The 12543-nt window shown below is 47.4% G+C and carries 15 protein-coding genes and 2 pseudogenes; 15 read left to right on the forward strand and 2 right to left on the reverse strand.

Annotated features, from left to right (window positions below; all coding sequences use genetic code 11):
• The 4 genes and pseudogenes from JCM11216_RS20060 to JCM11216_RS13360 all read left to right on the forward strand — a co-directional run.
• Positions 1–247, forward strand: a pseudogene (locus JCM11216_RS20060) (hypothetical protein); the annotation flags it as partial.
• 11 nt (positions 248–258) lie between these two features.
• Positions 259–750, forward strand: a complete 492-nt coding sequence (locus JCM11216_RS20065; RefSeq protein WP_243676385.1) for an ATPase, T2SS/T4P/T4SS family — start codon at positions 259–261, stop codon at positions 748–750.
• A gap of 5 nt (positions 751–755) precedes the next feature.
• Complete coding sequence (locus tag JCM11216_RS20070) at positions 756–1040, forward strand: hypothetical protein (protein ID WP_243676386.1); 285 nt, start codon at positions 756–758, stop codon at positions 1038–1040.
• On the forward strand, positions 1037–1828 hold the full coding sequence (locus tag JCM11216_RS13360; RefSeq protein ID WP_243676387.1) for a ParA family protein: 792 nt from the start codon (positions 1037–1039) through the stop codon (positions 1826–1828). Before JCM11216_RS20070 ends, JCM11216_RS13360 begins: the two co-directional genes overlap by 4 nt.
• 89 nt (positions 1829–1917) lie before the next feature.
• On the opposite strand, the gene JCM11216_RS13365 is transcribed toward JCM11216_RS13360, so the two are convergent.
• The gene (locus JCM11216_RS13365; protein WP_054854514.1) at positions 1918–2127 is read right to left on the reverse strand and encodes a hypothetical protein; all 210 of its coding nucleotides are present in this window, start codon (positions 2125–2127) and stop codon (positions 1918–1920) included.
• Positions 2128–2210: 83 nt separating this feature from the next.
• On the opposite strand from JCM11216_RS13365, the gene JCM11216_RS20075 reads away from it, so the two are divergent.
• The 8 genes from JCM11216_RS20075 (at position 2211) to JCM11216_RS20090 (ending at position 6509) form a co-directional block, all read left to right on the forward strand.
• Entirely contained in the window at positions 2211–2351 is a 141-nt protein-coding gene (locus JCM11216_RS20075; protein ID WP_243676388.1) for a hypothetical protein, read from the forward strand.
• On the forward strand, positions 2330–2695 hold the full coding sequence (locus JCM11216_RS13370; protein WP_054854515.1) for a hypothetical protein: 366 nt from the start codon (positions 2330–2332) through the stop codon (positions 2693–2695). Before JCM11216_RS20075 ends, JCM11216_RS13370 begins: the two co-directional genes overlap by 22 nt.
• A 101-nt stretch (positions 2696–2796) precedes the next feature.
• Positions 2797–3198, forward strand: coding sequence for a hypothetical protein (locus JCM11216_RS13375; RefSeq protein ID WP_054854516.1), 402 nt, complete (start codon positions 2797–2799; stop codon positions 3196–3198).
• 290 nt (positions 3199–3488) lie between these two features.
• The gene (locus JCM11216_RS13385; protein WP_243676389.1) at positions 3489–3866 is read left to right on the forward strand and encodes a hypothetical protein; all 378 of its coding nucleotides are present in this window, start codon (positions 3489–3491) and stop codon (positions 3864–3866) included.
• The gene (locus tag JCM11216_RS13390) at positions 3863–4369 is read left to right on the forward strand and encodes a hypothetical protein (protein ID WP_054854518.1); all 507 of its coding nucleotides are present in this window, start codon (positions 3863–3865) and stop codon (positions 4367–4369) included. Before JCM11216_RS13385 ends, JCM11216_RS13390 begins: the two co-directional genes overlap by 4 nt.
• Before the next feature lie 42 nt (positions 4370–4411).
• On the forward strand, positions 4412–5368 hold the full coding sequence (locus JCM11216_RS20080) for a hypothetical protein (protein WP_243676390.1): 957 nt from the start codon (positions 4412–4414) through the stop codon (positions 5366–5368).
• A 17-nt stretch (positions 5369–5385) separates the two neighbouring features.
• Positions 5386–5964, forward strand: coding sequence for a DUF87 domain-containing protein (locus JCM11216_RS20085; protein WP_243676391.1), 579 nt, complete (start codon positions 5386–5388; stop codon positions 5962–5964).
• An 8-nt stretch (positions 5965–5972) separates the two neighbouring features.
• A complete protein-coding gene (locus JCM11216_RS20090; protein WP_243676392.1) occupies positions 5973–6509 on the forward strand; it encodes a hypothetical protein in 537 nt (178 codons plus the stop codon).
• 329 nt (positions 6510–6838) lie between these two features.
• Here the strand turns inward: JCM11216_RS20090 and JCM11216_RS20095 are convergent, their stop codons facing one another.
• A complete protein-coding gene (locus tag JCM11216_RS20095) occupies positions 6839–6994 on the reverse strand; it encodes a hypothetical protein (protein WP_243676393.1) in 156 nt (51 codons plus the stop codon).
• Between the two features lie 60 nt (positions 6995–7054).
• Between JCM11216_RS20095 and JCM11216_RS13405 the strand changes: the two genes are divergently transcribed.
• The 3 genes and pseudogenes from JCM11216_RS13405 to JCM11216_RS13415 all read left to right on the forward strand — a co-directional run.
• Positions 7055–8773: a PhoH family protein gene (locus JCM11216_RS13405; protein WP_054854520.1), complete on the forward strand. Its 1719-nt coding sequence runs from the start codon at positions 7055–7057 to the stop codon at positions 8771–8773.
• Positions 8748–11267 carry a hypothetical protein gene (locus JCM11216_RS13410; RefSeq protein WP_054854521.1) on the forward strand — a complete coding sequence of 840 codons (2520 nt, stop codon included), beginning with the start codon at positions 8748–8750 and terminating at the stop codon, positions 11265–11267. The genes JCM11216_RS13405 and JCM11216_RS13410 overlap by 26 nt, the downstream gene beginning before the upstream one ends.
• A 339-nt stretch (positions 11268–11606) precedes the next feature.
• Positions 11607–12543, forward strand: a pseudogene (locus JCM11216_RS13415) (hypothetical protein); the annotation flags it as partial.

Genomic DNA, 12543 nt, shown 5'->3' on the forward strand with positions numbered 1-12543 from the left:
GGTTAGGCGTGTTGCCCAGAGATCAAGGACCGCAGTAACGAGTTACAATCCTGTGGCTAGTGTTGTTGATCCCGAGTTCGGTGTTAGGGTTTCAATAGAGAGCGAGCCAGTGAGCCCAGGCTCAATGAGCATTAGGGTTTTGCCACGCAAACCATGGACGCTTCCCGAGTTGATTAGGCGAGGCATGATCAGCATCGAGACTCGGCCAGGCTCTGGCTACTCGCCGACCACAGGGTCCCAATCCTAATCATTGGACCCATGGGCTCTGGGAAGACAAGCCTACAAAACGCCATCGCGTTCATGCTCGTCACGAGGTCAATGGCGTTGATCATGGACGTGGCCGAGCTCTTCCTACCGCATCACCAAGTTGTGAAGCCGATGCTTGAGCGAATCGCCTATGCCCATGGGATACGCTCAATAGACAAGGCTGAGTTGATTAGGCAGGCCCTTAGGAGTGGTGTGGATATAATCGTCCTGAACGAGGCTAGGAGTGGCGGTGAATTCAAGGCGCTGGCTGAAGCCATAACCCTCGGGCATGGAGCCCTAACCACGTTCCACGCGGAGAATGTTGAAGCCGCAAGGGCTAGGCTTAGGAGTCTCGGCTTCGAGGCTGAGGAGTTGCTGAGGCTCTCGGTGATTGTCGAGGTCTCGATGACTAGGGATGTTAGGTTTAACACCGAAACAGGGGGGGTGTATGAGGTTGTCACGAGGAGGTTTGTTAGGAAAATACACAATGTGGAGCCTACATAAACGCCTTGGTTAGGGACTACGGCCCTGACTACGTAAACAAGCAACTGGAGTTTAGGACTGCCTTCCTAACGAAGGCCGTTAATGCCGGGTTAAGCCACGAGCAGTTAGCCAACTTGCTCTACATCTTCTACAAACAGCCTGAGGCTGTGCTCAAGAGTGTCGACATTACGGCTGAGGTGAATGAAGCGGTTAATAATGAGCAAGCAAAGCCACTGCCACTGCCGGATGAATTGCTAAGCCTCGACTTTGACTCAACCGAGGCTTTTAAAGCTGAGAATGGTGGTAAATGATGCTTAGGCCTAGGTTCGTCATAGCCACATTCTTCAGTGGTTCCAAGGGAGGCACTGGTAAGTCAACACTGGCCGCTAACCTAGCCATAACGATGAGCCAGTCGCTTAGGTCTAACGTATTGTTGATTGACCTTGGCATTGACTCGAGCCAGACGGCATCAAGGACACTGGGCGTTGTTCCGGAGAGGCTTGGCGCACTGGACTTCCTGATTGGGGCTATGAACGACGCCAATCAACTACTGAGTAGGTCTACTTATTTACCCTCAGTCCTCGTTGTACCGCCAGGCAACGTGAGGAGTTACCAACTAACGATCAATGTTAACGAGTCCTTCAATAGGTGGGTTTACCTAATCAACTCCTTGGTGATGAGTACTGGCTCCCAGTTGGTGCTTGTGGACTTGCCGGCAAACGCACCAATGCCAATACTAATACCGGCACTGGTCACGTCGCAAATCATTAACGTGGTCCTTGATCATGCGACGTACAGTGAGTACGTGCTTAGGGAGATTGATGACACGTACATACAGCCAATGATTACTCAACTCAAGTATAGGAAGATAATTAATGTGGTCTTAAACAAGGCATTGCCAGGACTCGACACCATCGAGTCGAGGGTAAGGGGGGGCTTCGCACGTAACGGCGAGGTATTCACAATCCCCATGAGCAATTGCACAGTACCTAACAGCCACCATGAAGCCAGCCATACTATACGAACCAAGGGGGGGATCACTGGCAAGCTTCAAAAAAGCCATAGAGACCATGACCAATGCGTTGACGAGGCAGGTTAAGGCGTTATTAACGGGTTCGATAAGTCTCTCATGATTTTTAAATTATTAAGGCAAGGTCTATACGTAATGCCGTAAGTATACGTGTATGATCAGACTTTACATAAGTACTCAACGGCTGTGCCCAGGCCCTGGCATGCTGGGTGACCCCTACCGTAGGTCAATTCACAATAAGCCCTGGCACTCCTAAGAGTATCACAGTAGTTTCGCTGGACACTCACAATATTTACTACGTAAATATTTTCCTTTTTGATTTCGACCTTTAAAGGAAATGCCAAGACCACGATCTTTTTCTTAATCACTAATTAATAAGGATTTATTACGATTTTCGTGCGTTGTTTCATGCATGGTTTAGGTTTATTAGTTAATGTTATAGTTAACTCTAATGCCATTAATGTCATTGAAGAAGCTTGCGTATTTTGACGAGAACGCAGCCACAAGCTGGGTACCCCCCCATGAAATTGGTAAGAAGTTAGTTAATGAGTTGGTAGGTACGGCTTCTCGGTGGTTAATTATGATGATTTGATTAGGAACGTTAGGGATGCCATTAATGGTAAAGCCGATGAGTACGCAATTGTCTTCGTGAATGATGTCGTGCCATACGAGTTATTCAGTGATGATAAAGATCCAAGGAGATCACTCATAATGCGCTTCATTGATAAGGGAGGCACGGTGGTTTGGATCGGCAACATACCCTTCTGGTATAGGACTAAGCAAGGCAGTAGGGTGAGAGGGAGGGGCTTCGGAATAAGGCGCTACCATTCAAAGCATTCGAAGTATTCACCGTATTCTCATTCTCAAGTATACCACCTAAGGCAATCATTAAGATTAAGAATAGAGAGGTTTCTTGGGTATCCCGAAGACCAATAATCTATCCACCGGAGCTTCAAGTCGAGACCGATAAGCCTTACGAGCTTGAAAAGCTTGATGAGTGTGGTAATGACTATAAGTATATTTACCCAATTACCAAGGTGATTACCGCGAGAGGTAAGGTTTACCCAGCACCACTCAATAATGTTGAATTGAACATTAAGTGGTTGAAGAGCGGTGAAAAAACCCAAATTCAGGGCTTCAATACTTACCTATTCGGCTTCGGTGGAGGAATCACGATTAGAAAAACCCAGCAACAACAACCACTTCGGGTTCGTCGTACAATATCCTACCAGGAGACTACGTCAGCATGGATTGCATGTATCGGCAGAGGCTACTTCATTAGGTTATTCGATGAAGAGTGGGACTCAAGCATTGTTAGTGATAGTGATGTCAAAGATAGAGCATTCGTGATAAACCACTTTATTAAGGGGGTTTCAAGAATGAGGTTGGGCAAAAAGATATTAATCTTCATTCTCCGTGTTATTCTCGGCCATGGATGATGTATTAAGTACGGTTTATGAGGGGGGCGATTAACCATTTAGCCTTTCTCATAATCGTTATAGTCGGTATTTACATCGTTGGCGCTATTTATTCTACCTTGAATACGCCGTGGAAACTCGATATTCTCGATTACGTTCTTCCATGGGCAATAATCATCATGGGCGTATTGGACACTTTATCCATCGTATACGTTTTGATAGAGTTAATTAAGTAGTTTAGTCCATATACAGACAACGATTGGGTCAACCCATGAGGGCCGCCTTAAAAATTAACCACTAAGCCTAATTTGATGAGCAGTCAAAACCCGGTGAATAGTTTCCTTAGGAACTTACTAAATAGGGGTGGTCAGGGTGGTGAGTCGGGTGTTCAGCCTGTTGTTGATTCTTTGCCGACTCCTCCGCCGAGTCCTCAGTCTCAACCACTGCCTTTCCCCCCCAGTGCTGGTCAGACTATCCTCGAGTCTGTTCTTGCTGAGATTGATAGGTTGTCGAGTATTGAGAGGGCTATAATAGTGACTAGGTTGCTCAACAGTGATGAGCCTTTGAGGCGGGTTGGTGCTGAGGACTGGGCCAAATTGATTGAGGAGAGGGTTGGTAAGGCGTATGCGGAGGCCTTCAGTAGGTGGCTTAGGGCTAGGTGCAACTGCGATGTTGGTGGTGATCAATGAGGTTGTTTAGGAGGGATGGCTTGGGTAAAGTCGAGAGGGAGGTTAGGGAGTTGGGCAGTTTGAGGCTTAGGATGGCTAGGGTTAAGCCAATAAGCAACGACGATAGGGAGTTGGTGAGGTTCGTTAATTCCTGGTCCATGAGGTGCGCAGAGCCACTTAGGAATTACTGCCACTCAGTCCTTTCGAGGCTGGTTAGTTACTTCACGCCAGAATCAATCAATGAACTCTTAAGCGAGGTGTTGGTCCGTGGATTGAGCATTGAGACTGCCCTCATAATGCTCTCCCAATGCGACTTACTGCACTGCAACGAGTACTCCCTGAGGGAGTACATGGAGACCGGTAAAGTCGACATTAACCAGTTAATGGGCATCCTAAGCTCGCAGGGCATTAAAATAAGCCCCGAAGACCTTAGAGCCATTGTTAATGGCGATCACAGGGTTAATCAGGCTAGGGGGGGCGATGGGTTTTCTTGGTTGCCTAGGTTTGTTAGGCTTCGCCGTTGATTGGCTAGCCCCCCCTTTTAAGGCTGTTGATTAGTCAAATGGATGGTTAAAATCGACCCAAGGATTTACCTAGCAATCCTGATTGGGATTGCATTAATGGGCATAGCCTACAAGCCACTGATTTTACTACTACTCCCTGCATTAATTTACAGGGACTTCAGGGAGTGGCTCATTGAGTCACTACTAAGCCTAGCCTACCCAAACCTGGCACCCAAGCTAGTTATGGGCGGTGACTACGTGTTTGATGCCAAGAATGGCATCATGCACGTCTTCTACAGGGCAGAGCCGATGCTAGATATAAGCCGATTGACTGGTGCTCAGTACGTTGGGTTGTTTGATGAGTTGATTAGGAGGTTGAACCTAGGCGTTAATGAGGCTGTTGCCTTCATTAGGCTTGGCAGTGACAGGTTCATTAGGCTTTCGAGGGTTATAAAGAGCGAGGGTGAGCTTCCCGACCTCAACAATTGGCTAATCGCCAGGGAAAGCCTGCTTAGGCAGTACTTCATAATCAAGCCCTTGAGTGGCGAGGATTTGAGGAGGCTAATTGGCTTCCCAACAGCATTAAGCAAATCGAGACTGATAATTGCGTTGGCAATCCTAACCCTAGCATCGTACATACTCTTTAGGGTTTATGGGTTAATAACCATCGCCGTGTTAACGGCAATCACGGTTAAGGAATTGAGCAACTACTCAGTGATCAAGGGTGGTCAGTTGGGTGTATTAAAGAATAGGCTTGTTGCTTCAAACAAAGTGTTCACAATGCCGAGCGATGACGACGTTAGGGCAATCGCCTCCGCAGTAGCTAACTACCTACAGAACTACATGCTCGTGGTATCTGGAAACCCAGAGTTTAGGGCCCTTGCCTCAAGCAGGGTGGCTAGGGAGTACGAGAGGCTCGTGGTTCAGGAGAGGGGGGGCAAGGCACTGCCCGCAGTGAGTAGGTGGCGTGTTGTCCTGGATAGGATTACTCAGAATGCCGAGGAGCCAATCAAGCGTTAATCGCAAGCGATAGGGACTTGCCGGATAGCAACATGGTGATGAGGAAATCAAGGAGCCTGATGCATTTGTGGGTTTTGCCTCAAGTTGATGAGCTTAGCCACGACGTGGCGATTGTGCCTGTGTTCCACGGTGGTAAGCTAGTGAGTGAGTCCTCGAGGGCCCGAGTAAGGCTTGGCCTGGATAGGGAGGGAAGTGAACTAATCATCGACCTAGACGCGTTGCCGAGCGGCCACATGCTCGTTGTTGGACCAACCGGGATGGGCAAGACATGGACAGTCTCGACAATCCTCTATCGATTGATGAATTCTGGGATTAGGGCACTCATCCTAGACCCACACGGTGAGTATTTGCGAATACAAGGCATCGAGCCGATTGATGTCACTAAGAGGTTCATTAATATTTTCGAGCTTGATGGTTTGACGGATGCGGAGAGGATTCATAGGCTCCTTGCCGAGTTCAGCCTATTGGGCATTGACGGTAGGGCACTGCTGCCGGACTTAAAGTTGATTTACTCAAATGGCTTGTTCAAGGACTTCTTTAAGGCGATGGAGTTCCTTAGGTCATCAACGGATGATGACTCGGTGGCGCTAGCCTAGACAGGCTAGTGAGTTACTTGAGGGACGCCGAGATTGTGCCAATCGAGGAGTTATTGAACAACAAGGCCTTGTTGTTTAGTCAAGTCAGGGCTAGTCCTGACGTAATGGCTTTCTTGATGGGTGTTGTTGCTGACCATGTTTACAGCCACATTATGTCGAGGAACATTGGTGAGAGACTACAGCAATTACTGATCATCGACGAGGCTTACTACCTACTGAACAGCCCACTAGCCGAGTTGATGGTTAGGGGGGGCTTGAGGAAGTTTGGGCTTGGCACAATATTCGTAACGCAGACGCTTAGTGGTGTAAGCAGTGATGTTTTGCAGAACATACCCTTGATAATAGTCTTGGGAGGAAACGACGCCTACGTAGCCTCAATAAGCCAAGCCCTTCAATTAACGAGCGAGGACATCAAGTGGTTGACAACCGCATTACCACCACACATGCAGGGATTAACCACAAAAGCCCTAATCATGACAGGACCAATAAAAAGACTAGGAACAATAGAACTAGAGCCCCCCCTGGTTAAGGGCTTGAGTCAATGAAATAGGCTTAGCACGATTCCTTAACCAATATACAATCATGTGCTCTCTAACATTTAATGATACCTCTACTTTTCTTTTTCCCAACGCGCACCATCATTTATAAGCCTTACTGCTATGAACTACTAGAGAGCAATACCTCTAATTTGTCAATAATTTTTTCTTTTATTAAATTAATAAGGTTTATAATACGGAAAATGAGAAATAGAATGTTAAGGACCTTATCAATGATACTCAAAAGTAATTGAAAGATATTGGCCAGCTCTCCTAGATTCAAAAATTGAATGTAAAACATAACTGTTAATTTTTATATTTTTCAAATTTTATAAACCTTACGCGCATACCACTGACCTGGCGTAAAGGGTCTTCCCAATGTCCCTGGGGGGGCTTATCATTGCTACCACGTCATTATTCTCGATCTTACGTTTAAGAACGCCGGCAATCCTAATTGGGTCATACTCACCACCCAACGAACCCTGCTGGGCCATAGAATCTACTAAATAACTCGATAAAGGGCTTATAAATTAATATTAGATTTCTTTCAGTGAATGGGGGGGCAGGGCTTCGCTACTGATTTGCTTAGGGACTTTAATGAGGGTAGGGTTAGGGAGTTATTGAATCAATGCGGTAATGTTGGGCGTGTCATAGTCCTTGGTCCTCCATCCTCGGGTAAGTCATTCTTCATCAATAATTACGTGAGGACACACTGCCCTAATGCCGAGGTCCTTGAGTACGTCGCTGGGCTTGTTGAGGAGGCCCCCCCAGTGGGTGGGGGGGGTAGGGAGTCAATGCTTAGGCGCATCATTGACTGGTTCAATAGGTCCTCAGGCAGTGAGGACTTGAATAAACTAGCCAGTGAACTGGGGGGGCTTAGTAATTACTCGGTTAATGAGTTAAGGAGGGTGTTTGGGGGGGATAAGGTCCCCAAGGACTTGGCTGAGCAGTTGAGGGGGGGCTTGAAAAAGAGGGGGGGCTTGCTTGACAGTGCATTAATCACTTACTACTACGTGCCCAGCGACTTAGGGATTGACACCATTAAGAGGATTAATGACATCCTCAGGGATGAGGGTGTTAAGTTCAGTTGGTTGGGTAGGGAGTACGTGCCACCAGCACTAATTAGGTTAGTGGGTGAGTATGGTGAGGGTGAGTTAAGGAGGCAGTTAAGGCTGTATAGGGAGGTTAGTGAGAGGTTGAGCGTAGGTGATGATATTGCCAACTGGATTAGTGGGCACCTGAGGGAGTTTGTGGAGAAGGTCCTTTGGGTGGCTTCATACATAGTCCCCCCCACACCCCCCCTAGACGCGGTCCTAGCCATTGTGGCATCATCAATCTCCTGGGGCGGTGAAAACCCACTGCATGCATTGCTGGGCGTCATTAATGACTGGAACAACCTCAATGAGGGCTTAAGGAGCGTAATAATGCACAACCTAGCCCATAGGCTAGGCATCGACATTAATGTAATTAGGAAACTCTTCAACACCCTGAGTGGGGGGGTTGACCACAGAAAGCTTGAGGAATTAAGCAACGTAATTGGTGAGCTAACCCTAAAGGTTGAGTTGATGGGTAGGAGTGGTGGTAGAATCGAGGTATTCACCAGAGGCGACATGGCGAGGGGCGTTCTCGACGTGTTTAAGCGGGATAACGAGTACATGCTTAATTACGGTACTGGCACCGTTAAGTTGGCGACGACTAGCGGCTACGAGGGCTTGGTGAGTGGGTTGATTGATGAATTTATGAGGAGTAATGTGGTTGTGTTGGTTGGTCCTAGGGGCATTGGCAAGACTGTGCTTGGCTCGTACACTGCGGTTAAGATGCTTGAGGACGGCAAAGTCAGCTACATCATTAGGGTTAGGGACTTAACTAATGAGGACTACATGAAACTGCACTACCTGTGGGTTAGGGCATTCCTCAGCGATTCACTAATCGTTTACGACCCATCACCAATAACGACGTACATGGAGGGTGAAGAGCCTGAGGAAATAACGGGCATAAGCCAGAACATTGAGTGGCTAATTGAACTGAGTAAGTTAAAGGTTAGGCTATTGCTAATCCTGCCAAGCGACCTCTATGAATCACTGACCGATGAGGTAAAGGCGGAGTTATCAAGCCACATAATCAGCCAGGAAGAAATCAGTAAGGCGCTAAGGAATGAGGAGTTCCTAACAGCAGTGATTAAGGCGTACTCAGGGTGTAGTGATGAGGCTGCCCTGAGGAGTCTAGCCAGCGAGGTCTTGAAATTCAATGAGGGGGTATACGCTCATTGCTAGGCTTGTTGGTGAGGAGTTGAGGAGGAGCAACTGCTTGGTCTCTGACGCCCAGGCAATGCTTAGGAAAACCCGCGGAGACGCATCGGCACTTCTAATCCACTGGATCAATGGCTACCTCGGCATTTTTGAAAGAGGTAAACCAATACCAAACAGGATTAAGGCTTTAGCGGAGGTCTTAGCCGTCAGGGAGCCGTTCAAGGCTGATTTAAGCCCTGGCGATTACATAGTAACACCTCTCCTTGTGAAGAGACTTGTAGAGTGGGCTTCGAATGGTTCAATGGGGGGGTTGAGTGATGAGAAGGCCAACTGGCTAGCCGTAAGGCATGAGGATCTGCTTGAGGACGCAATAACGAGAATCGTGAAGACGGCCATGGGCGAGGAAGCTGATGGATCCGAGTACTTGAAGCAGGCATTAGAGCCGTGGAGTAAGTACGGTAGGTTGAAGGGCAAGGTTAATGACATTGAAGATGCGGTCGAGTATATTAATGAGAGGTATGGCAAGGAATTGGGAGAGGAATTCAAGAACATAAGCAGCGATTGCTGGAACGCCATAGTACTGGCACTCGGCACAGCGTGGGCTGATTATCCGCTTAGGGCGATCATCGAGAATATTAAGAAGCCTGGGGGGGATGTTACCGATTTAATGCCTATTGTTAACTCAGCGATACAGTATATTACGAACCCAAATTTGGAGAACAACGGGAACGCTAGCTGTGATGCGGTGAGACTACTGATAATTAACAATGAAATACCACCACTCACTAAGGGATTACTCTATACGTTACTCGTGCTTGACACACTGGCTGAAGGTAAGATTGATTATATAAGAAATGCTTTGAACGAATTCATTAAGGAAATCGAGGATGTGAGGAGAAGAAATAGAGGGCTTTATTTCATTGAAGTTATTTATGTACATGGCTTAGCGGTTTTGACTGTACATGCCGTTAAGAGAGCCATTAGGGAGTATATGAGTGATGACGAGCTTAAGGCCAGAGCACTTGAGACTGCCGGTTGGGCGATATGGAGTATTGGGGATCCGAGTTTGATAATTGCAGTAGTTAATTTAATGAGTAGCTTAAGCAATTCATCCTTAAACGACTGGGCGGTAATACTGGCTGCTGCAACTAGTGCATTGATTGATAATGAAAATGAACTAAGCGAGCTAAGTGAATTTATTGATGATTTATGGGCTAAGCGTAATGGACTTAGTGATTGGGGGGGTAAGGCCTACTTAATCAATGCCATGGTAGATACGTTAAGGACGAAGGAAAATGCCGAGCAGATCTGCGAAATTTTTAAGAAAGAAATCCTAAATGCAATTAATGGAATTGGGAGCGATCCACTTAGGGTGTTGAGTAAAGCCCACGCATACTCAAGACTTGCCATCTTTGAAGTTGACTGCGGTATTAGCCTTGAGCAGGAGATCGTGAAATTAATTAAGACTCTCGAGAACGCTGATCAAGCCGCTTGGCTAAGGGATGAGCAATTCGTTGAGTACCTAAGGCATTACAGCCTTGAAAAACCCGAGGATGCCTTAAGGAGACTCATAAATGAATATTTATCAGGTCTTTACCATGCCATGGGTAAGTTGAGCGTCGATAATGCTGATTTAGACAATGCATTAAAATACTTCGAGAAGGCTATGAATATTAATAAGGGCTTTGGGCTTTGGTTTAACTACATTGTCTCATATAACACGCTCGTTAGGGCTAGGGTCCTTAAAGCTGGTAACATCAATGAGTTTATTGACGTTAGTAGGGAGTTTGGGGGGGATGTCTTCAATGAGGCCCTGAAGAGATTTTCGCCAACCGTGGCCGGATTAACAGTTCTTGCATCATCATTATTAGCTGAATACTTGGTTTACCTAGCCATTGTGGGTGATAAGGCTAGGTTTACTGAGTTAATGAGAAGTCGTGATTGGCTGCTTCAATACTTACCACCGGATGTTAAGACGGTCACGGTGCTGCTCCTTAAATGGCTGGGCGCCGACGTTGAGGTGCCGAATGCTGAGGAGCTTATCAATGCAATGATGATAGACCTCAATCCCGAGTTCCTGCCGGCGTTGAGGAGGGTTCTTGGCATTGGCGTTGACTGCGGTGAGGAGTGCGGTGAATTGGGTAATCCCAATGATGTTGAGATGTGCAACACGGCATGCGCGGCTGCCGGTGGAAATAAGTACGCGCTTAAAAAGCTCATGGAATACGTAAGAAGAGAGTTTAAGCCTTTGACCAGTGCGCTGGCTAACTTCAGCCCTAGAGCCATTGTGCAGGCATTGGCACTAATGCATACACTTGGAATGCTCGCGCTAATCCTTAATGCATTGTTGAGTAAGGACTATGAGTCAGCGAAGGCAATAGTAACTGTCAGTGAATATTTACTCAGCAAGTCTATCGGTAAGGAGTTGTTTGGTGATTTACGTAGGGCAATTGATGAGGGGGGGGATGTGGATGGTATTAAGCTCGCCTTGGCCAAGCTCTACTACTTATGGATTTAGTCTTTTTTCCGCGGTTGTTGATTGCCGTATGGTTTTGCCGAGCAATTGCTCGTGAGGGGGGGACCGCCTAATTCATCAATGCACCCACGGCCCTTTGCCCACTGCTTAGTTCGTAGTCCAACTCCACGATTACCTCCCATAGTTCATCCAGCGCCTCTATGCCCAACCTCCCAGCCTGACCATGGCTACTAGCCTGTAGGCCCTATCGAGCAATCGCCTAATACTGCATTCACTCAGCTCCTCAAGAGCCATCAACGGTAAGGTAAATAAACTATTTATAAGCCCTTCTATCACGCATCAAGCCACCCCCCCTTATTAAGTCCATGCCTAAGCCGTTTGATGGATTTGCTTGGTTATGCCCTAGTCATCGAGGGCTTGTTGGTCATCATCTACGGGCTAATTAAGGGTGGTGTTGAGGTTAGGCGTTTGGTGCTCGCTGGCTCTGCCTTGGTTCTGGCTTACTTTTTGCCGGGCGTCCTCGGCATTGCCCCCCCTCCTGGCTCACCAGCCTACCTAGTGCTTTACCGCGAGGTTGAGGGTTTGGTGAGGGGGGGTTGGTCAATTGTTTACTACGCAAGTGCCTACGCAGGCCTTGCCTGGGCAATCGGCATGACTGTTTTGAATGCCATTGCCGTGTTTTCCACCTTCGGCTTGGTCTCAGTCCCGGTTCAGTACTTGAGTGTTCTTCAGGACCTTGGTTGGGTGATTGACCCCCCCATTGCGGATTCAGTATTCGCAATCATGCATGTTTCTCAAGTCATGACTGCCGTGCTCCACACAATTGCTTACCTCGCGTGGTTCAGCTATGCAGTTGCGCCACTGATAATCGCCATGGCGATTCCATTGATGGTTGTGGATAGGACTAGGGCATCTGGCATAGCCCTACTCACCCTAACGCTGACCATGTTGTTCACAACAACAATCGCAGCCAAGGACGCATTAATCACCACAAAGCTACAGCTCATGAATGAGACCGTAGCCCTAATGAATTGGCTAAGCCAAAATGCACCGAATGCATCGTTCAGGGGGGGCTTCCTAGTCATGAACAGCCAATACCCATACCTGGTGAGTGGTGCCTTGTACGGAATCAACTACACGGTAATCGGCAGGTCGGTAATGCCGATTGAGTACCCAGTGGCCACATTCACCGTGTTCACTGGTTCAGTCACGCCAATAAACGCCTTAGGCGTTCCCGAGATAAGCAACGCAACGTTTCTTTGGCTAAGCATTAGGCCGAGTTTTGAATGCGTGCTTTTAACGTACATCAACAACAAAA

Source organism: Vulcanisaeta distributa JCM 11216 (assembly GCF_001315985.1).
GTDB lineage: Archaea > Thermoproteota > Thermoprotei > Thermoproteales > Thermocladiaceae > Vulcanisaeta > Vulcanisaeta distributa_E.

Coding starts and splice junctions, on each gene's coding strand:
- JCM11216_RS13410 (WP_054854521.1), top strand. CDS start 8,748: ATGAGGGGGTATACGCTCATTGCTAGGCTTGTTGGTGAGGAGTTGAGG.
- JCM11216_RS20065 (WP_243676385.1), top strand. CDS start 259: ATGGGCTCTGGGAAGACAAGCCTACAAAACGCCATCGCGTTCATGCTC.
- JCM11216_RS13360 (WP_243676387.1), top strand. CDS start 1,037: ATGATGCTTAGGCCTAGGTTCGTCATAGCCACATTCTTCAGTGGTTCC.
- JCM11216_RS20080 (WP_243676390.1), top strand. CDS start 4,412: ATGGTTAAAATCGACCCAAGGATTTACCTAGCAATCCTGATTGGGATT.
- JCM11216_RS20095 (WP_243676393.1), bottom strand. CDS start 6,994: ATGGCCCAGCAGGGTTCGTTGGGTGGTGAGTATGACCCAATTAGGATT.
- JCM11216_RS13390 (WP_054854518.1), top strand. CDS start 3,863: ATGAGGTTGTTTAGGAGGGATGGCTTGGGTAAAGTCGAGAGGGAGGTT.
- JCM11216_RS13405 (WP_054854520.1), top strand. CDS start 7,055: ATGGGGGGGCAGGGCTTCGCTACTGATTTGCTTAGGGACTTTAATGAG.
- JCM11216_RS13385 (WP_243676389.1), top strand. CDS start 3,489: ATGAGCAGTCAAAACCCGGTGAATAGTTTCCTTAGGAACTTACTAAAT.
- JCM11216_RS20075 (WP_243676388.1), top strand. CDS start 2,211: ATGCCATTAATGTCATTGAAGAAGCTTGCGTATTTTGACGAGAACGCA.